General features: G+C 65.2%; 17 protein-coding genes. 3 read left to right on the forward strand and 14 right to left on the reverse strand.

What is annotated here, in order from left to right; translation table 11 throughout:
* Positions 1-68: 68 nt before the first annotated feature.
* Both BLT71_RS20560 and BLT71_RS07275 read right to left on the reverse strand, forming a co-directional pair.
* Positions 69-242, reverse strand: coding sequence for a hypothetical protein (locus tag BLT71_RS20560; protein ID WP_172829929.1), 174 nt, complete (start codon positions 240-242; stop codon positions 69-71).
* Positions 226-1191 (reverse strand): trypsin-like serine peptidase, encoded by a 966-nt coding sequence (locus BLT71_RS07275; protein ID WP_091718856.1) that lies wholly within the window; start codon positions 1189-1191, stop codon positions 226-228. Before BLT71_RS07275 ends, BLT71_RS20560 begins: the two co-directional genes overlap by 17 nt.
* A 333-nt stretch (positions 1192-1524) precedes the next feature.
* Here BLT71_RS07275 and BLT71_RS07280 point away from each other — a divergent pair, with 333 nt between their 5' ends.
* Positions 1525-3744 (forward strand): NADP-dependent isocitrate dehydrogenase, encoded by a 2220-nt coding sequence (locus tag BLT71_RS07280; RefSeq protein WP_091718858.1) that lies wholly within the window; start codon positions 1525-1527, stop codon positions 3742-3744.
* Positions 3745-3885: 141 nt separating this feature from the next.
* On the opposite strand, the gene BLT71_RS07285 is transcribed toward BLT71_RS07280, so the two are convergent.
* The 7 genes from BLT71_RS07285 to BLT71_RS07315 form a co-directional block, all read right to left on the reverse strand.
* Positions 3886-4368: a hypothetical protein gene (locus BLT71_RS07285; RefSeq protein ID WP_091718860.1), complete on the reverse strand. Its 483-nt coding sequence runs from the start codon at positions 4366-4368 to the stop codon at positions 3886-3888.
* Entirely contained in the window at positions 4365-5555 is a 1191-nt protein-coding gene (locus tag BLT71_RS07290) for a serine/threonine-protein kinase (RefSeq protein ID WP_091718861.1), read from the reverse strand. The genes BLT71_RS07285 and BLT71_RS07290 overlap by 4 nt, the downstream gene beginning before the upstream one ends.
* Before the next feature lie 301 nt (positions 5556-5856).
* Positions 5857-7215, reverse strand: coding sequence for a hypothetical protein (locus tag BLT71_RS07295; RefSeq protein WP_091718863.1), 1359 nt, complete (start codon positions 7213-7215; stop codon positions 5857-5859).
* Positions 7216-7304: 89 nt separating this feature from the next.
* Positions 7305-8315, reverse strand: coding sequence for a hypothetical protein (locus BLT71_RS07300; protein ID WP_157693442.1), 1011 nt, complete (start codon positions 8313-8315; stop codon positions 7305-7307).
* 184 nt (positions 8316-8499) lie between these two features.
* The gene (locus BLT71_RS07305; RefSeq protein WP_091718866.1) at positions 8500-9573 is read right to left on the reverse strand and encodes a Gfo/Idh/MocA family protein; all 1074 of its coding nucleotides are present in this window, start codon (positions 9571-9573) and stop codon (positions 8500-8502) included.
* A gap of 101 nt (positions 9574-9674) precedes the next feature.
* On the reverse strand, positions 9675-10382 hold the full coding sequence (locus tag BLT71_RS07310) for an ABC transporter ATP-binding protein (protein ID WP_091718868.1): 708 nt from the start codon (positions 10380-10382) through the stop codon (positions 9675-9677).
* A 2-nt stretch (positions 10383-10384) separates the two neighbouring features.
* Positions 10385-11851, reverse strand: coding sequence for an ABC transporter permease (locus BLT71_RS07315; protein ID WP_091718871.1), 1467 nt, complete (start codon positions 11849-11851; stop codon positions 10385-10387).
* A gap of 243 nt (positions 11852-12094) precedes the next feature.
* Between BLT71_RS07315 and BLT71_RS07320 the strand changes: the two genes are divergently transcribed.
* Positions 12095-13591 (forward strand): pectate lyase family protein, encoded by a 1497-nt coding sequence (locus tag BLT71_RS07320; RefSeq protein ID WP_091718873.1) that lies wholly within the window; start codon positions 12095-12097, stop codon positions 13589-13591.
* A 90-nt stretch (positions 13592-13681) separates the two neighbouring features.
* Here the strand turns inward: BLT71_RS07320 and BLT71_RS07325 are convergent, their stop codons facing one another.
* The 4 genes from BLT71_RS07325 to BLT71_RS07340 form a co-directional block, all read right to left on the reverse strand.
* Positions 13682-14779, reverse strand: a complete 1098-nt coding sequence (locus tag BLT71_RS07325; protein WP_091718875.1) for a substrate-binding domain-containing protein — start codon at positions 14777-14779, stop codon at positions 13682-13684.
* 51 nt (positions 14780-14830) lie between these two features.
* Positions 14831-16114, reverse strand: coding sequence for a multiple monosaccharide ABC transporter permease (gene mmsB / locus BLT71_RS07330; protein ID WP_091718877.1), 1284 nt, complete (start codon positions 16112-16114; stop codon positions 14831-14833).
* Positions 16115-16157: 43 nt separating this feature from the next.
* Positions 16158-17720 (reverse strand): multiple monosaccharide ABC transporter ATP-binding protein, encoded by a 1563-nt coding sequence (mmsA, locus tag BLT71_RS07335; RefSeq protein WP_091718878.1) that lies wholly within the window; start codon positions 17718-17720, stop codon positions 16158-16160.
* 131 nt (positions 17721-17851) lie between these two features.
* Entirely contained in the window at positions 17852-19042 is a 1191-nt protein-coding gene (locus BLT71_RS07340; RefSeq protein WP_091718880.1) for an ROK family transcriptional regulator, read from the reverse strand.
* Between the two features lie 205 nt (positions 19043-19247).
* On the opposite strand from BLT71_RS07340, the gene BLT71_RS07345 reads away from it, so the two are divergent.
* Positions 19248-20042 carry a nitrilase-related carbon-nitrogen hydrolase gene (locus BLT71_RS07345; protein WP_172829930.1) on the forward strand — a complete coding sequence of 265 codons (795 nt, stop codon included), beginning with the start codon at positions 19248-19250 and terminating at the stop codon, positions 20040-20042.
* A 24-nt stretch (positions 20043-20066) separates the two neighbouring features.
* Here the strand turns inward: BLT71_RS07345 and BLT71_RS07350 are convergent, their stop codons facing one another.
* The gene (locus BLT71_RS07350; protein ID WP_091718884.1) at positions 20067-21734 is read right to left on the reverse strand and encodes a PucR family transcriptional regulator; all 1668 of its coding nucleotides are present in this window, start codon (positions 21732-21734) and stop codon (positions 20067-20069) included.
* Between the last annotated feature and the right edge of the window lie 10 nt (positions 21735-21744).

Consider the following 21744-nt stretch of genomic DNA (forward strand, 5'->3'; position numbering starts at 1 on the left):
GGCTGCTTTAACGAACGACGGCGCCTGTCCCCTTCGCAGGGGGCAGGCGCCGTCGTTCGTTTGTTCGCTTAGTCCTGGGCTTCCGGGTGCTGCTCTTCAGGTTCCGGCCGGAGCACCAGCTCGCGGGGCTTGGCCTCCGCCATCCGTTCGTCCGTCCAGTACTCGAGGATCTCCTCGTGCGTCTGGGTTACCTCAATGTGGGCCACGCCTTCGCGGGGTTCCTTGCTAGGACTCTGAGGCATCGTTGTACACATTTTCGATGACCTTGCCCCAGTACGGGCCGTACATGACCTTGGAGCCGCTGTAGCCGTAGCTGTTGATCGAGTTCTGCATGCCGCCAGGGCCGGACCCGATGAACCAGGGGCCGCCGGAGGAGCCGCTGGTCATGTCGCAGGGAATCCCCTGGGTGCCGAAGTCCTTGTTGATGGTGTCCGGGCTGGCCGTACCGGTGCAGCTCTTGAGGGTCAGGCCGGTGAACGGTTTGTCCGCCGGGTAACCGTAGGACGTGTAGGACAGGCCGCGTTCCTGGTTGAAGGCGACGCCGGAGCCGCCCACCACGTCCGTGAGGAGGGCGTCATTGAGGGGGTCCATGACCGCGAATGCAGTGTCGTAGGCGATGTTGCCGGAGGAGCTCCACTCGTCAGTGGTGAAGAGTTCCCTTGCGGTCCACTTGCCGTACGGTGCCTTGCCGTTGTCATAGGCGGGAACGAACGTGAAGTTCGTGGCCTCCTGGCCCGGGCCGCCGATCACGCAGTGTCCCGCCGTGGACACGGTGCTCTTGTTTTCCGAGGTCACGGCGTTGCCGGAGCAGACGTAGTTGGCGCCACCCATGCTGAAGAACACTTTGCCGATGTGGGCTACGGATGTGGTGCTGGTGTCTTTGCCCTTGCTGGCCTTTACTTTGGCGTTCTTGCCCCGTTCGACGGACGCCGGGTTGGCGTTGTTTCCGCGGTCCATGGCCTTGGCCGCCAGGACATCACCGGGGAGTGCCTGCTGCATTCGCTCGGATGTCCAGTAGTCGGCGGCACCGGCGCTGTTCACGGCCAGGCGCACGATGGAGGGAAGGGCCTTCTCGTCTGAGGGCGATGGGGAGGCCGGCGCAGCGGAAGCGCCGCCGGCGGTGGTCAGAGCCAGAACGGCTGCGGCGGAGAAGCTCAGGATGCCGGAAGCCAGGGACCGGGTGCGTGTCATTGTTGTCCTGTCTGAACGGAAAATGCCCCGGGGGAGAGGGCGCGGATCGACTTCAAGAATTTATCGCGCGCGTCACATATAAGTAAACAGGAGTGACTTACCCTGCAGCGGAAAGGGGGCTGCGGAGCCGCAGGTCAGGAGCCCGACGCGGGGCGGGGTGGGGCACCCGGGCGGGCGCCGTCGTCGTACACTTCTCTATCGCTGTAATCCTGCTCACGGCGGGGTCATCCAGCGTTCCCGGTAGGGTTCAAATCGGTGTCCTCGGGTAAGTTGTACTTGGTGAAATAGACAAAGGTTTCACAACCAAGCCGACCTTCAGGGAGACGCCCGCGCATGTCCAAGATTATCTACACCCACACCGACGAAGCGCCGATGCTGGCTACCTATTCGTTCCTGCCGATCATCGAGGCGTTCGCTTCGACTGCAGGTGTGGAGGTGGAGACCCGCGACATCTCGCTCGCCGGCCGCATCATCGCTGTGTTCGGCGATTACCTCACTCCTGAGCAGCAGACCGGTGATGCCCTTGCTGAACTGGGTGAGCTGGCGAAGACGCCGGAAGCCAACATCATCAAGCTGCCCAACATCAGCGCTTCGATCCCGCAGTTGAAGGCCGCCATCGCAGAGCTGCAGGGCCAGGGCTACGCACTGCCGGATTACCCGGACAACCCCACCTCGGATGAAGAGACCGCCGTCCGCTCGCGCTACGACAAGATCAAGGGCTCGGCAGTAAACCCGGTCCTGCGCGAAGGCAACTCGGACCGCCGCGCACCGCTGTCAGTCAAGAACTACGCACGCCAGAACCCGCACTCCATGGGTGCCTGGACCGCTGAGTCCAAGACCAACGTGGCCACCATGGGCCAGGACGACTTCCGCTCCAACGAGAAGTCCGTTGTCATTGAATCGGAAGGCACCATCGCCATCCAGCTGGTCCGTGAAGACGGCTCGGTGAAGGTCCTCAAGAAGGCCTTCCCGGTCCTGGCCGGCGAGGTCATCGACGGCACCGTCATGCGCGCCGCAGCCCTGAACGAGTTCCTGAAGGCCCAGGTTGCCCGCGCCAAGGAAGAGGGCGTGCTCTTCTCCGCACACCTCAAGGCCACCATGATGAAGGTCTCGGACCCCATCATCTTCGGCCACGTGGTCAAGGCCTACTTCTCCGAACTCTTCGACACCTACGGCAAGCAGCTCGCCGCCGCCGGCCTGAGCCCCAACAACGGCCTCGCTGCCATCGTCAGCGGACTCGAGGACCTGCCCGCGGATGTCCGCGACGGCGTCCAGAACCTGATCAAGAAGGGCCTCGAAGACGGCCCGGCACTGGCCATGGTGGACTCGGACAAGGGCATCACCACCCTGAACGTCCCCTCCGACGTCATCGTGGACGCGTCCATGCCTGCCATGATCCGCAGCTCCGGCCACATGTGGGGCCCGGACGGCAAGGAAGCCGACACCCTGGCAGTCCTGCCGGACAGCTCCTACGCCGGCATCTACCAGGTGGTCCTTGACGACTGCCGCGCCAACGGCGCCTACGACCCCACCACCATGGGCACCGTCCCCAACGTGGGCCTCATGGCACAGGCAGCCGAGGAATACGGCAGCCACGACAAGACCTTCGAGATCCAGGAAGCCGGCACCGTCCAGGTTGTGGATGGATCCGGCAAGGTCCTGCTCGAACACGAAGTTTCCGTCGGCGACATCTGGCGCGCCTGCCAGACCAAGGACGCCCCCATCCGTGACTGGGTCAAGCTGGCCGTCACCCGTGCCCGCGCCTCGCAGACGCCCGCAGTGTTCTGGCTGGACGAGGAGCGCGCCCACGACGCCAACCTCATCGCCAAGGTCAACGAGTACCTGAAGGACCACGACACCGAGGGCCTGGACCTCCAGATCCTGTCCCCGGTCAAGGCCACCGCGTTCACCCTGGACCGGATCCGCAAGGGCGAAGACACCATCTCCGTCACCGGCAACGTCCTCCGCGACTACCTCACGGACCTGTTCCCCATCCTGGAACTGGGCACGAGCGCCAAGATGCTCTCGGTTGTTCCGCTGATGAACGGTGGCGGACTCTTCGAGACCGGCGCCGGCGGATCCGCCCCCAAGCACGTCCAGCAGCTGCTGAAGGAAAACCACCTCCGCTGGGACAGCCTGGGCGAATTCCTTGCCCTGGCCGTCAGCTTCGAGCACCTGGCCACCACCACCGGCAACGCCCGCGCCCAGGTCCTGGCGGACACGCTGGACCGCGCCACGGGCACGTTCCTGCTGGAGAACAAGTCCCCGAGCCGCCGCGCCGGCGAACTGGACAACCGCGGCAGCCACTACTTCCTGGCCCGCTACTGGGCCGAGGAACTGGCCAAGCAGACGGACGACGCCGACCTGGCCGCCGCATTCAGCGCCGTCGCCAAGGAACTCTCCTCCCAGGAGGAAGCCATCGTTGGTGAGTTGGCTGCGGTCCAGGGCTCGCCCGTGGACGTCGGAGGCTACTACCACCCCGAAGACGCCAAGGCCTCTGCTGTCATGCGGCCGTCCGCAACCCTGAACAAGGTCATCGACAGCCTGAGCTAGCGGCGGGCTGCTGCGGCAGTTTCACAAGAGAGGCGGTGCCCCGGATCTGTTCCGGGGCACCGCCTCTTTCTTGTGCCGCTCACAAAGTGGAGAGCAGCGCCCAACGTCCCTTCCGGCGTCGTACGCTGCATTGGCGGGCCGCTATCCGCTGCCCTTACCCTTGCCCGCGTTGTCCTTCTTGCCCTTGTCCTCACCGGAGGGCTGCACCGTGGACGGCGCGGGGGCTTCCTGGGCGGGCGGGGTTTGCTGAGCCGCTTGTTCGGCCGCCTGGCGGGCCTCCTCTTCGGCCCGGGCTTTGGCCTGGTCGGTCTTGGCGATGGCGTCGGTCAGATCGGCCCGGACTGCGGCGGCAATGGTGGTGATGCTGCGGCGGCGTTCGTCCGAGATGCCACCCTTCGACTGTGCGTTCCCGAGTTCGGTTTCGAGGCCTTTCAGCGCACTGAGGGCGGTGGCGGGATCGTTCTGCGATGACGCCTGCGTTACCTCAAGCACCCGTGCCTGCAACTGCTTGGCGGCATCGCGCTGGAGCCCCGTTTCGCCGGTCCCGCAGCCGGCGAGCAATCCGGCGGCCAGCATCGCCGCGGACCAGCGGACGGTCAGCGCCCCGTGGTTTCCAGGGGTCACGGTTCGACGCTCTTCTGCAGTTCCTTCAGGTGATCGCCGAGTTCCCCGGTGACAGTGGGATACGGCACGACGTCGGCGGGAGACTGCGTGGACAGGGTCAGGATCACCGCGGCAACAGCAGCCGCCACCACTATGAGCGTTAGGATCACCGCGAGCCAGAAGCGCTTGGTGCGGGCCCGCGGATGGAGGTTCCTGGCTTCAGGTTCCTGGGTCTGGGTTGAAGCTGCCGCTTCCCGCAACTCGTCCACTGACTCTTCCGCGGTGATCGACGGCGGGTGGAACGGCATGGCCGGCAGCACCCTGGTGCTTTCGGGTGCGAGTTCGCCGGGTGTGGAAGCGGGTGAGACGAGGGCTTGGCGCAGGGCGGTCTCGATGTCCGCGGCGGATGGGCGCTCCAGGGGTTCGACGGCAGTCATCGAGCGGAGGAGCTGCGCCCACTCTGCGGGGAGGTCGTCCGGGATCTCGGGTGCCCGGTGCAGCCGGGCCACCGCGGACTCCACGGCGCCGCCGGGGTATTCGACGGTGCCCTTGATGCATTCAATCAGTACGAGGCCGAACGAATAGATGTCCGTGGCACCGGAGAGCGGTTGGCCCAGCGCCTGTTCCGGACTGAGGTACGCGGCAGTGCCCACCATGGTTCCGGTGGTGGTGAGGCGGGTGGAGTCCGCGATCCGCGCAATTCCGAAGTCGGTGAGCTTGGGGCGCAGTGGTTCGCCGGGGCGGATCTGGACCAGCAGGATGTTGGCAGGTTTGATGTCACGGTGGATCACGCCCAGCCCATGGACGTAGGCCAGGGCGTCTGCGATTCCGGCGCCGATGACTGCCAGTTCTTCCAGCGGGACACGGCTGTGGCGGATGCGGCCGCGGAGGTCCTGGCCCTCCACGAGCTCCATGGTGAGGAACGGCCGTGGCTCGTCCGGGATCCGGGTATCGATGCCGGCGTCGAAAAGCGTGACGAGTCCGGGGTGGTTCAAAGTGGCCAGCAGCTGGATTTCCGCTTCCTGGCGTTTCAGTTCCTCGGTGTCCGGGGCCTGCGGGGCGAAGAGCTTAAGGGCCACGTCACGGCCAAGGTTTTCGTCCCGGGCGCTGTACACCGAAGACATTCCCCCGCGGCCAATGACCTCATTCAACCGGTAGCGACCGCCGACAACCTCGTTCGTGGTGGAGCTGGGCGATTCCGCCACCATGTCCCGTCCCTCCCGGTGCGATGCGGCACTGTCGTACTCAAATCATACCGGCGGAGGGGCTGCCCGGCGATTGACCTTGCGTTTCGCGGCGCACACACCGAGGGTCCGGCGGCGGAACTCCAACATCCGCCGCCGGACCATCGGCCACAAGGACATGTGTGCTGATGACATGTTTTGCGTGCTTTTTGGTTTCTGTGTTGTGGTCCTCCTTTCCTGCAGCCCGTGGAGTGCTGCCGCTTCAGGCGCGATTCACGGACGCTTTCCCACTTTGGTCAGGGAATGAAACGCAGGTGTGTGTGTGTCAGGAAGTCCTGCGCTTGCGGAGCACCAGGAGCCCGGCGGCCAGGAGCAGCAGGGCCAGCGGGACGAGGGAGGCGTCCAAGCCGGTGTTGGCCAATGCGGCCGCACCACCCTGGGCAGGAGCGCTTCGCGGTGTGGTGTCGGCGGCGATCACGCCACTGACTGCTGTTGAACCGGCGGGAGCTACGGAGATGCCGTTGGTTCCGGCCGTGCCTGCGCCGGTGGTGCCGGTGCCGTTGCCAGGGTTTTCAGTGCCCGGGGTTTCGGTGCCCGGGGTGCCTGTTCCGGGATCCACGGTGCCAACGCCGCCGGTGTTGCCATCGCCCGGGTTCTCCGTGCCGGGTGTACCGGTTCCGGGGTTTTCAGTACCCGGGGTCTCTGTGCCAACGCCGCCGGTGCCAAGGTCTACGCCCAGGTCAACCCCGAGGTCGATGCCGGCATCCACTCCGCCGGTGTTGCCGAGGCCGAGGTCGATGGCAGTATCGAGTCCGCCGTTGCTGGAGGTGCCGTCCGTGGTTCCGGTGTTGCCGAGGCCAAGGTTGACGTCTGCGTCGACGACGGCGGTGAGGCCGTCGTTGGTTGCACCGTTGGTGCCGGTGACGCCGCCGAGGTCCACGATTGCATCGGCGTCCACCGCTACATCAGTGGCCGTGCCGTCCGTGGTTCCGGTGTTGCCGAGACCGAGGTTGACGTCTGCGTCGACGACGGCGGTGAGGCCGTCGTTGGTTGCACCGTTGGTGCCGGTGACGCCGCCGAGGTCCACGATTGCATCGGCGTCCACCGCTACATCAGTGGCCGTGCCGTCCGTGGTTCCGGCGTTGCCGAGGCCAAGGTTGACGTCTGCGTCGACGACGGCGGTGAGGCCGTCGTTGGTTGCACCGTTGGTGCCGGTGACGCCGCCGAGGTCCACAACCGCATCTGCGGCAACAGCTACATCGGCCGCCGGGGCCGCGGGGGCCGGTTCCGTCATGGCTGAATTGGTACCCAGGCCGACGTTCACATCAGCCTGGACCGCCACATCGGCCGTCGTTGCCTCGGGAGCAGTGCTGCTGCCCCCGAGGCCCAGGCCGACTACGGCGGCCGCAGCAAGCCCGCTGCCGGCTCCGGCGGTGGTGTCTCCGGCGTTCAGTGCGACGTCCACTACGGCGGCGACGCCCGTTGAGTCGGACGGCGTTGGGTCACCCAGCAGGCCCAACGACGTCGTATCAGCGGACGCCGCCGCCGAGATCAGGGCGGATGCGGAAAGATCCGATCCGGTGGTGTTGGTGGTGTCCGCCGCGTTCGCTGCTGTGCAGCCGAATGCCAGCAGTCCACCGGCAAAGAGGGTGCCAAGCAGCCCCCTGCGAAGGTTGGAACTCATGATGGTTTCTCCTGAAGAAGTTGAAGAAGGGCGCTGATGCAGCTGCCCATATGGCCGCGCGCTGCCGCAAAGGGGCAGCCGGGACTCAACTAGTCAGGCGAAGAACCGGGGTCGAAGGACACCGGTGCGGGGGTATGTTCGCGGTCTTCCCGGGCCAGGACGGCGCGGGAGAGGAAATGATCAAAGTCGTAGGCGCTCAGCCAGGCGGCGGAACCGAAGGCGACCGAAGCAGACCCTCCACTGCCAGTGCCGGTACCCGGAACGGCAGGGGACTGCGTCGGTTGGTGCGCGGGGTCATCAGTGGCCGGCTGGCCGGCGTCGCCGCCACCCGAGTGGTGCACAGCAGGCTCGATGCCGGCGGTTTCCGCAAGGAATGCCGCACCGTGGCCCGGGAAGACCGCCAGGACCGGCGCCGCAGTGTTCGCCCCGGCTGCCGGGTCCGATTCGGCTGTGCCGAACGACTCGGCCGGCACCGCAACGGCGGCATTGAGCAGGGGCTCGACGGGATTTGTCCCGTCCGCGGCGACGGGTCCGGAGGCCGGCAGTTCTTCCAGCGGCAAGGTTCCGGACAGATCGGGAAGCGGAAGCGGGTCGGAGCCGGTCACGAGGTCGGACACCGGGACCAACACCGGTTCAAGCACGGGGATGGCCTCGGCAACCGGCGGAACGACAGCTTCAACGAGGACCGCAGTGGTCCCGTCAGCAACCTCAACGATCGGCGTTGCAAAGGCGGAAACTGTGCCCGTTGGAACTACTCGGTTCACCACGGGCACGGAGGAGATCAGGTTGTCTGCCACAGCCGAAACCTGGTTTGCTACCGGATGCAGCAGTCCTGCCGGCTGGCCGGGTACAGGTGCGGGGGCCGGCGTCGGAGCGGTAGTCGAAGGCTGCGAATCCGTTGGGACAGTTCCGGCAACCTTGCCTGTCACCGAGGAAACCGACGATGTTACGGAGCTGGTGACACCGCCCAGGAGGGACGAAGCCTCAGAAAGGGTATCGGCTGATGCCGCCGTGGAAGACATCGTTAACCAGCCAATGGCCGCGGCCCCGGCAAGCAACACGGGACGCATGGCACGCCACGGCGAATGTGCATTAGCCATGAGTACCACCCCCAGTACCGTTAGAAAACGACGATGGCAAAATCCTAAGACTGCTTATCGTCGAAAGTCTAGGGGTCAATAAAAAAGAATGTGACAGAAAATGATTCCGCTTGCTAAAAAGCGCAAGGATTTCCGGCCCATATTGTCACGTCATTGACGCCTTATTTTGCGAAGCGCCGCGGCTTCAGTGATGCCTGTCATTCGGGTAGCTGACGCCCAGCTGGGCCCGTACGCCGTCAAAAAGGCGCATCGTATTCAGCGAATCTTCCAGCGGCATTACCGGACTTTCGGCAATGCCCTGCTGGATGCAGCGGGTCACTTCCCGGAGCTCGTAGGTGTAGCCCTTGCCCACGACGTCGAACGTTTCGGTCCGCCGCTCGTCCCACCCCGTGGCCACGGTCAGTTCGCGGGGGTTGTTGATCGACCCGGCGCTTTGGAGGAAGCCGCGGCTGCCGGCGACGGTCGCCGTGCGCGGTCCGTGTGCCAAAAGCGATGACGTCAGTTGGACCTGGGCTCCGTGATGGTAGCCGAGCGTGAGGGCATTCTGGGCGTCCACGCCGTCATCGTTCACATGCCCCGTGGCGCTCACGGTTTGGGGAAACCCGAGCGTTCCCAGCGCCCAAAGCAGGGGGTAGACGGTGAGGTCGAGCAGCGCCCCGCCACCATCCTGCCGCGCCCACAGCCGGGCGGTGGGGGAATACGGTGCGGGGAAACCAAGATCGGCAGTGACCCAGTGGATGTCGCCCAGTTCGCCGGACGCAGCAATTTCGAAGGCACGCTGCATGCCGGGCAGGAAGCGGCTCCAGACGGCCTCCATCATGAAGAGGTTGCGGCTGCGGGCAGTGTCGATCAGCTCGGCCGCTTCCCGGGCGTTGATGGTGAAGGCTTTTTCGCACAGGACATGCTTGCCCGCCTGGAGTGAGGCCAGGACGATCTGGTGGTGCTGCGCATGCGGGGTGGCAACGTAGACGACGTCCACCGCGTCATCGGCGAGCAGCCGCTGGTAGCCGTGCACGCCGTCGTGGTCCCCGTACGCTTTGCCGACGCCATAGGCGGCAGCGAACGCGTCCGCCGTCGCCTGCCCCCGGGAGCTGACGGCGTACAGTTCGGCATCTGCCAGCAGGGCCAGGTCCTGCGCCACGGATTTGGCGATGCCACCGGTGGCGATGATTCCCCAACGGAGGGGCGCTCCGGTTGCTGAACGGGGGTCCGTATCGGCTTGGCTGGACAACCATGGTGTGGCGATGGGGGCGGTCATTCAGTCATCCTGCCACAGGACTGAAGCAGCGTCGGAGATTGGTCCCCGTGGGTGCCGGGAGGCTGATGGGGAGGGCACGACGCCGGCCCTCCCCGTCGCTGCTAGGCGGTCACCGGGAGCGGGGCCCGGTGGTGCGCCGGTTCCTCCGTCAGCTTTCCCTGCTGCAGCCGGAACCGGCGGTCGGTCTTGTTGGCGAGGGCACGGTCGTGGGTCACCACCAGGATGGTGGTGTTGTGGTCGCGGCTGAGGGCGCTGAGGAGCGAGATGATGTGGTCCCCGGTCTGCTCGTCCAGGTTGCCGGTGGGTTCGTCGGCCAGGATCAGCTTTGGCTCGTTTGCCAGGGCACGGGCGATGGCGACGCGCTGCTGCTCGCCGCCGGAGAGCCGGTTGATGCGCCTGTCGTGCTTGTCCTGGACCAGCTGGACCTGCTCCAACAGATCCTTGGCGCGCTGCTGGCGGGCTGCCTTGCGCATTCCCGCGAACTCCATGGGCAGCATGACGTTGTCCACGGCGGAAAGGTTGGGGATCAGGTTGAACTGCTGGAACACGAAGCCGATGTCCCGCCGGCGGTACTCAGTCAGTTTGGCATCGGGCATCCCTGCCAGGCTCACGCCGTTGACGACGACGTCTCCGCTGGTGGGCTTGTCCAGCGCACCAAGGAGGGAGAGCAGGGTGCTCTTCCCGCTTCCGCTTTTTCCGACGATTGCGGCGAGGGTGCCCTGTTCGAGGACGAAACTGACATCGTTGACCGGCTTGATGGTGCGGTCACCGGAGTTGAACGTGCGGACCAGGTTCTTGACTTCAATCATGGCTATTCTCCTCGCAGGACTTCGATGGGACGGATGCGTGCGGTGAGCAGCGCCGGGACGAGCGCGCCGATGATGGCCACGCCGAAGACGGCGGCGATGCCGGCCGCGATGACCTCTGGTGAGGCGCTGGCCGTGACGGAGGTGAGCAGCTGGGAGGCGCCGCCGAACGGATTCCCGCCAGGGAAACCAGTGCCGCCGCCCGGGAAGCCTGCTCCGCCGCCAGGAACTCCGCCGGGCATTCCGCGCCCGGCGGTGGTGGCCGTCGTCGTACTGGTGCTGTTGGTGCTGATCAGCGCGGAAGCGATCCCGCTGCTGGCAAAGGCGGCGATAACTGCGCCCGCCGCGCTGCCCAGCGCCGCAAGGACGAGGGCTTCGAGGACGAACTGCAGGCCGATGGTCCTGTTGGGAGCGCCGATGGCCTTCAGCACGCCGATCTCCCGCCGGCGCTCGCGGACCAGCATGACCATGATGAGCAGGATGATCAGCCCGGCGGTGCCGAGTGCGGCGACGAAGGCGATGAAGGAGATGTTCTTGACGCTGCCCAGCGAGCTGACGGCGGTCTCCAGGTTCTGTCCCTGGGTGACGTCCGCCTTGTCAGTGCCGAGCGCGTCCTGCAGGGCGGTCTTGGTGGAATCGACGTTCTCCAACGAGTTCACTGTGACGATCATGGTGGACAGTTCGGTGGGGGTCCCGGCGAGAGCCTGGGCGGTGGGAAGGGTCACGTACGCGGCATTGTTGCCGAAGGCGGTGCCGGCGTCGAACAAACCTGCAACGGTGTAGGTCTGGTCGTTGATGGTGAATGTAGAGCCGACGGCGAGGTTGTTCTTCTCCGCCAGGGTGGTGCCCAGGAGGGCGTTCGTGGACTCGGCGGTGTAGTCGCCCAACCCTGTGCCTTCGGTGATGGTGAGCGCCTTGCCCGTGGTGTCCACCTCGGCGCCGATGCCGGTGGCCGTGATGGGCAGTGACCGCATGGGCTGCGTGGTTGACCCTGTGGATCCCGTGGTTCCGTTTGACTGCTGGTTGCGGTTACCGAGAGTTCCCGCGTCCACTGCCGCCGTGAGGCTGGTGGTCAGGGTGGCGGCCGCTTGCCCGCCGGGACCGCCCTGCCCACCGGGACCACCCTGGCCGGTTTGTCCCGTTGCCGCCTGGGCTGCAGCTTCCGTGGCGTTCCGCAGACGGAGCGAGGAGGTCCCGACGACGGTACTCACGTTGGGCACGGCGGCTGCAGCGGTTGCCTGCTCGGCGGTAAGCGGCTCACCACCACCTTCGAAGCCCTGGCCTCCGGCCGGGTTCACGGTCAGGACGGTTCCGACGGACGCATTGAGCTCCTGGACTTTCGCTCCGACGGCCTGGTTGGCCACCAGCATGGCAAGCGCCAGTCCGATGGCAACGGCCAGCACTGCAACGACGGCTGCGGTCCTGACTTTGTTTCTGAAGGCGTTGCCTACACTCCGGGCAAGGACGCTCACGTTTCTCCTATGGTTCAGGTGCCGGCCGGGGAGGCCAGCGTCGGATCCACCCTCGCCGGGCATGCTGTGCAGGAATCCGGCTGAACCTGTGTTTGGACTGTGAAGACCCCTTGACAGTCTTGTCATGACGCGCGTAAGAATTAAGCAGTTGCTCGGAAACCGCTTTCTCAGCAACGGCTTCCCACCATTTCATCCGCACCCCTCAAGGCATGTGGTCTCTGTGGCATGCCGGAAATTAGGCCAATGACGTCCCCTAAACGCGATCTCGCACGCACTTCCACGTCCCAAAGGGTCCGACGTCCCGTCGGAATCGCAGCATCGGCAGCCGCCATCGCGCTCGCCGCCGGCCTTGCGGGGACCGCCCCCGCGATGGCTGGCCCCGCCCCGACCGGCGGAGGAGTGATCAAAGCCGACGACGCGGCGCCCACCGGTTGGGCCGCCGTCGGACGCGGCACGAACGGAGGTGCCGGCGCACCTGCCGGGAGCCGCTACGAAGTCAGTACCCTCGCGGAGCTGAAGGCCGCGTTGGCCAACAACGGCCAACCGACCGCTCCGAAGATTGTCTACGTCAAGGGGACCATCGACGGCAACCAAACCCCGGACGGGCGGATCCTGGGCGAGCAGGACTACGCTCCGGGTTACGACATCAACCAGTACATCTCCTGCTTTGGCCCCGGCGGCAAGGTCTGGAGCGACCAGACGTTCGAGTACTGCAAGAAGCAGCGCCAGCTGCGCCAGACCGGCAGCAACAACATGAAGCGGCAGATCGAGGTCAGCCTGCCCAGCAACACCACACTGGTTGGCGTAGGTGACCACTCAGGATTCGTTGGTGCCAACATCGTGATGCTGAGTGCCACGAACGTGGTGATGCGGAACCTCAGCGTGGAAGCGCCGGTGGACTTCTTCACCACCTGGTCGCCGGATGACGGCAACGGCGCCTGGAACGCGCGGTTTGACGCCGTATCCTCGGTGACATCGGACCACCTGTGGATTGACCATGTCAGCCTCACCGATGGCCGGTTCCCGGACAGCGAAGCTCCGAAGGGCCCCAACGGCAAGCCGGCCAACCGGCACGACGGCCTGCTCGACCTGAAGGACGGCACGGACTTCGTGACCATTTCCAACAGCAGGCTCTCCAACCATGACAAGACAATGCTCCTGGGTTCCGGCGACGAGCACGTTGACAAGGACGGCGGCAAGCTGCGCGTCACCTACATCGGCAATTACTTCGAGAACCTCCAGCAGCGCGCACCCCGTGTCCGGTTTGGCCAGGTCCACGTGGTCAACAATTACTTCTCCGGCAGCACCGACGATCCGCAATACCCGTTGGTGAGCGAGGCCCAGGGCGGCAGCAGCTACTTCCTCGGCGCAGGCTACGAGTCGCGGATCTTCTCCGAACGCAATGCCTTCGAGTTCACGGGTCCCGGCGCAGACCCGTCGATCATGGTCAGCAGCTACAACGGCAACCGGTTCAGCGACACCGGGTCCTGGTACAACGGTCAGCCCACGGACCTCAACGCCATTGCAAAGGCCTCGTTTGAGCAGAACCGCGCGGAGGCACTGGCTGAAGCAGAAGCCGGCGGTGTTCCGGCTCCGGACTGGACGGGCTGGGACTTCACCACCGACGTGGGCTGGGACCCCGCCGATGTCTATGGTTACAAAGCATTCAGCACCCCGCAGGCAGTGAAGAACCATGCGCTGAAGTTCACTGGGCCCGGAGTGCTCAAGGTTAAGCAGTAGGGCAGGCCGCCGGCAGCGCCAGGCGGGAACGGAAACAGCCCGGCCCCCACATGGGAGCCGGGCTGTTGCGTTAGAAGGTAATGCGAAGTGCTACTTGGTGATCGGGCCGAGAACCGGATCGTCGGAGTAAGCGGTCTTCACATTGGCGGCGGTGACGATGACCGGCTCCAGCAGGTAGGCCGGAACGGTCTTGACGCCATTGTTGTAGGAATCCTTGTCGTTGATTTCCAGGTCCTTGCCGGCCTGGAGGTCCTTCACCATGGTGATGGCGTGCTCAACGAGCTTGCGGGTGTCCTTGTTGATGGTGGAGTACTGCTCGCCCGCCATGATGGACTTGACCGACTCAACCTCGGAGTCCTGGCCAGTCACCACGGGGAGAGGCTTGCCGGCTGCCTTGACGGAGGTCAGGACTGCGCGGGCCAGGGTGTCGTTGGGGGAGAGGACGCCGTCCAGGGAAGCGCTGGTGTAGCTGCCGGTCAGCAGCGTGTCAGCGCGGCGCTGGGCGTTCTCGGCCTTCCAGCCCTGGGTGACAGCCTGTTCGAAATTCGTCTGGCCGGACAGAACCTTGAGCGTGCCATCATCGATCTTCGGCTTCAGGACGCTCATGGCGCCGTCGAAGAAGACCTTGGCGTTGGCATCATCAGGGGAACCGGCGAACAGTTCGACGTTGTACGGGCCGTTGGGCTTCTTGGCCTTCAGTCCGTCAAGCAGGGCCTGGCCCTGCAGTACGCCAACCTTGAAGTTGTCGTAGGCCACGTAGTAGTCCACATTGTCGGTGTTCAGCAGCAGCCGGTCGTAGGCAATGATCGTTGCGCCGGCATCTTTGGCCTGCTTGAGCTGGGTGCCCAGCTGGGAGCCGTCGATGGCGCCCACGATGATGACCTTGGCACCCTTGGTGACCATGGCACTGATCTGGTTCTGTTGCTCGGATACGCCACCGTTGGCGAACTGGACGTCAGCCTTGAAACCCGCGCCATTGAGGCCGTCATTGAACAGCTTCTCCGCGAGGACCCAGTTTTCGCTGGTCTTCTGCGGAAGTGCGACGCCGATGGAGGACTTCTGATCGAATCCTCCGGCGCCGCCGCTCGCTCCGCCCGAGGGGGTTTCCGAGCGGCCGCAGCCCGTCAGCGCCAGTGCTGCGATGGCAGCTACCGCTGCGGCCTTTCCTGCTTTACCAAACATTCGCATAGTTGGTTTTCTCTTTCTTTGTGATGGATTACCGCTATTCGGTTGCAAAGCTCAGGCTTCCCTGGCAATCGCTTCCTTGGTGGAGGTGGTTTCGTCGGGCTGGGTGGGGCTGCTGGGGCCGCCGCCGGACCGGCCCATGTTCCTGGTCAGCAGGCCGATGATGGACTTCTTGCCCTGGCTCTTGTTGTAGACGTCAAAGGCGACGGCGATCAGCAGCACCAGGCCCTTGATGATCTGGGTAAGGTCGGCGCCGACGCCGAGCAGCTGGAGGCCGTTGTTCAGTACAGCCATGACCAGGCCACCGATGATGGACCCGACCACGGTGCCCACGCCGCCGGTCACTGCGGCGCCGCCGATGAAGACTGCGGCGATGGCGTCCAGTTCCCAGCCCACGCCGTCGAACGGGCCCGATGCCGTGGACCGTCCCACGAAGATCATGCCGGCCAGGCCGGCCAGGATGGACATGTTCATCATCACCAGGAAGTTGACCTTCTTGGACTGCACGCCGGACAGCTCGGCGGCGTGCCGGTTGCCACCCACTGCGTAAACGTGCCGGCCCAGGATGGTGCGGGAGGAGATGAAGCCGTAGAGCAGTACCAGCACAGCGAGGATGAGGCCGGGGATGGGGAACGAGGTTCCGGGCCGGCCGGTGGCGAACAGGTATGTGGCGTACAGAATGGCGCCGCAGACCAGGACCAGCTTCAGGGCCGTGACCCACATTTCCGGGACCTCGGCACCCAGGGCCTTGGCGCGGGACCTTGAGCGCAGTTCTCCCCAGACCACGAACGCCGCGGCCGCGATGCCGAGGAGCAGGGTGAGGTTGTTGAACCCGGTGTTGGGCCCGACTTCCGGCAGGTAGCCGGAACCGAGGTACTGGAAGTCATTGGGGACGGGGATGGTGTTGGACTTGCCAACGAACTGGTTGAAGCCGCGGAACAGGAGCATGCCGGCCAGCGTGACGATGAAGGCAGGGATCCCCACATAGGCGGTCCACCAGCCTTGCCAGGCACCGATGGCGGCGCCGAGTACGAGGCCGAGCAGCACGCCCGCCCACCAGGGGATGCCCCAGTCGCGGATGGCCAGGGCAACGGTGACACCCACGAACGCCGCAACCGAACCGACGGAAAGGTCGATGTGGCCGGCGATGATCACCAGGACCATGCCGATGGCAAGGATCAGGATGTAGGAGTTGCCGTTGAAGAGGTTGATGACGTTGCCGGGCGTCAAGGTCCGGCCTTCGGTGAAGATCTGGAAGAAGACGATCAAGGCCACCAGGGCAAAGATCATGCCGAATTGGCGGGTGTTGCCGCCAAACAGCTTTTTGAGGGCGTTCATGGTCAGTCCTTGGGTCCGGAAGTGTCTGGGATGATCCAGGGGATCAGGCGGCTTTGCGGTTGGGGTTCGAGGTCATCAGTTTCATCAGGTTTTCCTGGCTGGCCTCGTCTTTGTCCAGGACACCGGTCACGGTGCCTTCGAAGATGGTGTAAATGCGGTCGGACAGGCCCAGGAGTTCGGGGAGTTCGGAGGAAATGACAATCACTCCCTTGCCCTGGTTCGCCAGTTGCTGGATGATGCCGTAGATCTCGTACTTGGCGCCGACATCGATGCCGCGGGTGGGTTCATCCAGGATCAGCAGGTCGGGGTCCGTGAACATCCATTTGGCCAGGACCACCTTCTGCTGGTTGCCGCCGGAGAGCTTGGCCACGCCTTCTTCCACCGACGGAGTCTTGGTGCGGAGGGACTTGCGGTACTGCTCAGCGACAGTGAATTCCTGGTTCGCGTCCACCACGGAGTGGCGGCTTATTTTGCGAAGGTTGGCGGCCACCGTTGTGGTCTTGATGTCATCCAGCAGGTTCAGGCCCAGGGATTTGCGGTCCTCCGTCACGTAGCCAAGCCCGGCATCGATGGCCTGGCGCACGGACTTGAGTGTGACTTCCTTGCCGTCCTTATATACGTGCCCGTCGATGAACCGCCCGTAGGACCGGCCGAAGACGGACCTGGCCAGTTCGGTGCGGCCCGCGCCCATCAGCCCGGCGAACCCGACGATCTCGCCCCGTCGGACGAAGAAACTGGAGTTCTTGCACACCAGCCTGTCCTGCACGTTGGGGTGGCCCACCGTCCAGTTCTTCACCTCGAAGAAGACCTCGCCGATCTTGGGTGTGTGGTCCGGGAACCTGGACTCCAGGGTGCGGCCCACCATGCCCTTGATGATCCGGTCCTCGTCCACACCGTCCGCTTTCACGTTCAGCGTCTCGATGGACTTGCCGTCGCGGATGATGGTGATCGAATCGGCGATCTGCTCAATCTCGTTGAGCTTGTGGGAAATGATGATGGAGGTGATGCCTTTAGCCTTCAGGCCCTTCATCAGGTCCAGCAGGTGCTGGGAATCGGACTCGTTCAAGGCTGCTGTGGGCTCGTCCAGGATGAGGATCTTCACGGACTTGTTCAGCGCCTTTGCGATTTCGACGAGCTGCTGCTTGCCGACGCCGATTTCCTTGATGGTCGTGTCCGGATCCTCGCGCAGGCCTACGCGGGCCAGCAGGTCCAGGGAGCGAAGCCGGGCCTCGGACCAGTCGATAACGCCCCGCTTGGTGGGTTCGTTGCCCAGGAAGATGTTCTCCATGATGGACAGCTCGGGAATCAGCGCCAGTTCCTGGTGGATGATCACGATGCCGGCATGCTCGCTGGCCCGGATGTCCTTGAACTGCTGGACCTGCCCCTGGTAGACGATGTCGCCGTCGTAGCTGCCGTAGGGGTAGACGCCCGAAAGGACTTTCATCAGGGTGGATTTGCCGGCCCCGTTTTCGCCGCAGATGGCGTGGATTTCCCCCGCCTTTACCCGCAGGTTCACGTTGGCCAAGGCTTTAACGCCGGGGAATTCTTTGGTAATGGACCGCATCTCAAGGATGATCGGCTCCGCTTGTGTGGTCTGGGACGTCATCTGCCCTAACCCTCCAATGCAATGACTTCTTTGTCCGGCCGGCAAAGCGCAGGGCCGTCTGATCCAAAAGTAAACTGGATCACAGCTATTGTCGTCAAGTCTTGAACGCAATTGCCGGATAACGAAACGGTCTACATTTTGCGGATGCCCGCGTGTTGGAAGACCAGGGCGGCAGCGCCGAGGGCCTCTGCGCGGTCGCCAAGGGACGACATGGTGAGGGTGGTGGTCTCGCCAATGACGGGCACGGCGTGCCGCACGAGGCCCCGCCTGATGGGGTCCAGCAGCAGGTCTCCCAGGCCCGCCAGGGGCCCGCCCACCACAATGACTTCAGGGTTGATCAGGTTGGCCACGTTGCCCAGGGCGCGGCCCACGGAAAGGCCGGCGTCATCAACCACGCGGAGGGTGGCGGGGTCTCGGTTGAGCGCCTTCCGGACAATGTCCGCGGGGTTCAGCGGGCGGTCCTCGCCCCGGCTCAGGAGTTCGATCATGGTGGTGGTGGACGCTATGGTTTCCAGGCAGCCCCGGTTGCCGCAGCGACATACCAGGCCTTGTTCGTGGATGGTGGCGTGGCCAATTTCCCCGGTGATGCCGACGTTCCCGTAGTAGGGCGCGCCGTTGAGGATGAGGCCTGCGCCGATGCCGGATCCGATCTTCAGGAACATGAGGTTGCTGACGCCGGTGTGCTGGCCCCAGGTGACCTCGGACCATGCCCCGAGGTTGGCGTCGTTATCAATGAAGACGGGGATTCTGAGCGTATCCTCCAGGTGTTGGAGGATGTTGATTCCCACCCATTCCGGCAGGATGGCGCCCTGCGCCACGGTGCCGGTGCGGCGGTCGATGGGGCCGGGGATCCCGACGCCGGCGCCCACCACCGAGGAGCGTTCCGTTCCGCTTTCCTCGAGGAGTTTGGCGAGGAGAGCAACCGCCGCCCGGATGCCTTCGTCGGCCTGGTGGCCCAGCGGCAGCATGACCGATTCTTCGGCGATGACGTGGTAGCTCAGGGAGGCCAGCACCACCCGCAGGTGCCGCCGGCCGAAGTCGATACCGACGGCCACCGCACCGTTGCTGTTGAGCCGGACATTCAGGGCCCGGCGGCCCGAACTGGTAATGGGTTCGGTGGACGCCAGTCCCGAATCCAGCATGATTTTGACGATGTTCGAGACGGTGGCTGTGGAGAGTCCGGTCTGCCTGGCGAGTTCGGCCTGGGTTGACGGTCCGCCCATGAGGCTTTCGATGATCCGCTGCTGGTTAAGTTGGCGCAGCGCGGATTGCGAGCCGGGGTTCTTGGGCTTGCTCTTCGTTGAGCGCGGGGTGGCGGACATGCTAAGAACATTGCCCTATCTGCACTCTTGTAGTCAAGAAGTTAACGCATGGGTCATCTTGTGATTGGGATGGAGTTGGTAGGTCAATTAGCCCGTCACGCCTTGGCGGCGGTGCAGATGGTCCCGTAGGACGGTCCACGGCGGTGGCTACGCTGGGACAAAGGTTTCCAGTCGGGGCCTGTCCGGAGTAGGGAAGGTGGAAACAGTGCTGTTGGCACTCCTGCAGGCAAATGCCGATGTTCTTGATGTTGACGCGAACTGCGCAGTGATAGACAGTGCGGCGCGGGACGCGGCGGCCGCTGGCGCGGCAGTGCTGGTGACCCCTGAGCTCTTTCCGGTGGGCTACGCCCCTCGCCGGGTCCGGGCAGCCCTGGACCCCGCCGAACTCCCTGACCTCCACCGCCGGCTCGCCGGCATCGCCCGCAACCACGGCATCGGGCTCGTGTACAGCTTGCCGCGGATCACGCCGCAGGGGGAGTGGCAGATTAGCGCGACCCTGCTGGACACGGACGGCAGCACGCTGCTTGGCTACGGCAAGGTCCACCTCTTCGGCCCTGACGAACGTGCCGCTTTTACCCCTGCGGCGGAACAGCCCGCCGTCGTAAATTTCCACGGAATCCCCACCTCCATGGTGATCTGCTACGACGTGGAGTTCCCCGAGGCTGTGCGCGCGGCCGCCGCCGGCGGCGCCGAGCTCCTCCTGGTGCCAACCGCCCTGGCGCACGGGTTCGACGACGTTCCGCAGATCCTGGTCAGGGCCCGTGCGCTGGAAAGCCAGCTGGCCATCGCCTACGCGAACCATTCCGGAATGGAAGACGGGTGCCGTTTCCTCGGCGGAAGCGTCATCGCCGGCCCGGACGGAAAGCTGCTGGCCGCAGCAGGGGAGGCGCCGGTGCTGCTGTACGCCGAACTGGACCCGGACGCGCCCCGCCGTGAGCGGGCCGGCGTGCCCTACCTGGCGGAGCGGCGCCCCGACCTGTACCGCAGCTGGGGCACCTGACCGGGCGGCGGCGCCCTTGAGCTCTCAGGTGCCAGACGGGCTGACGGAGTCGACGAACTGGAGGGCAATCCACAGCTCCGCCCGGACGGAGGCCTGGCTGAAATCCGTGTCCAGCAGTGCGGCCAGTGCGTTGACCTGGCGCCGGACACTGTTGCGGTGCAGGCCCAGGTCCTTCGCGGTTGCGTCCCAGTTGCCGTTCGCTCCCAACCAGGAGCGCAGCAGCCCCAGCTGGCTGTCCCTGCGATCCGGTTCCAATGCCATGACCGGTGCCAGCAGCCGGCTGGCAAGCATGCTGCCGGCTCCGCCGCCGAGCAGCCCGGCCACCGTCCACGCCTGCTCCTCTTCCCGCACCGTCCCGCCGGTGGCTATGACGCGGGGGCGCAGGGCACTTGCGTTACGGTACGCGGACGGGAGGCCGGGGAGCTCGGCTGTTCCGCCAACCACCAGGCCCCAGCCCAGCCGCTCCACCTCGGCCACCAGCTGGTCTTCCACCCTCAGCCGGGTGATGGCAGCGAAGCCATAGTCGGTAAGTTCCACCAGCTTCGTGTCGAAAAGCCTCCGCCACTGGAGCAGCTCCCGGACCGGGCCGTCCGCCACCGCGCCCTCCAGCCGGACGCCCTGGACCACCCTGAGGGGGCCGGTCCGGGTCCCGGAGACGCTTTGGGCCAGCAGGTCCCGGACACTGTTCAGCTGCCGGGTGCTGCGGCCGGCGAGGCTCTCCGGGTGCAGCAACACCGCCGTAGCCAGCTGGCTCGGCGCCAGTGAACCGCTGGTCCGCTGCCGGACAAGAAGCTCCAACAGTCCCACCACGGAGGAAACCACGCTGTTTTGCGCGGGCGTAAGCGGTTTGGCGGTGCCCAGGACCAGCCCGCCGAGGGTAGCGTCCTTGCTGCTGCGCAGGGGGTGGCCCACCGCCAGCACCTTGCCATGCCCGGGCAGCGCCTCGGTTTCCACCCGCGGTCCACTGCCGGCAAGCAGCTTCTTGACCAGGGGCTGCACGGAGGAAAGTTCGACGACGGCTCCTGCCTTGGCGCGGACCTTTCCGTCCGGCCCGAACAGGGCTGCCCATACGGGGACCTTTTGCACCAGGGCCGCCAGCAGTTCGTGCTCCGGGCGCGCCGAGAGGACGGCCCGCATGAGGTGGCGGTTCGTTTCGGCCAGCTGGCGGAACGCCTGGGCGTTGCCCGATTCCAGCAGCTTGGAGAACTCCAGTCCAAGCGCAGCAAAGGGGATGCTGGCCGGAACTTCCACCAGCGTCAGGCCCCGGCGCCGGCATGCGGCGGCTACCTCGTCGGGTACGGCATCGTAGTACGGCTCCAACCCGAATCCGAGGGCGGCCACACCCGCAGCCACCAACCGGGCAACGTACTCATCAGCCAGTGCCGGATCCACTGGCCCCGGCACCTGCGGGCGGGAGGCGTCCCCGCGCTCCTGGCCGCCGTGCCCGCTTCCCGTCCCCGCCTGCAGGAAAGGCAGCCCGGCTGTGAGGACGAACTCGCCGTCGAGGAGGTACGGAGTGGGATCCCCGAGCTCGCTGGGTTCCACCCAGCGGAGGGGCGCACCGCCGTTGCCCGCATCGTGGAGCACCGTGACACCGGCGGGGAGATTTCCGAGGAATCGGCCCAGGGTTACCGCGTCCTGCTCTGGAAGGGCGCCGGGCGTGTCACCGGAAATTGGTGCAATATGTCTCATGGGCTTTCAC

Source organism: Pseudarthrobacter equi (genome assembly GCF_900105535.1).
Taxonomy (GTDB): Bacteria; Actinomycetota; Actinomycetes; order Actinomycetales; family Micrococcaceae; genus Arthrobacter; species Arthrobacter equi.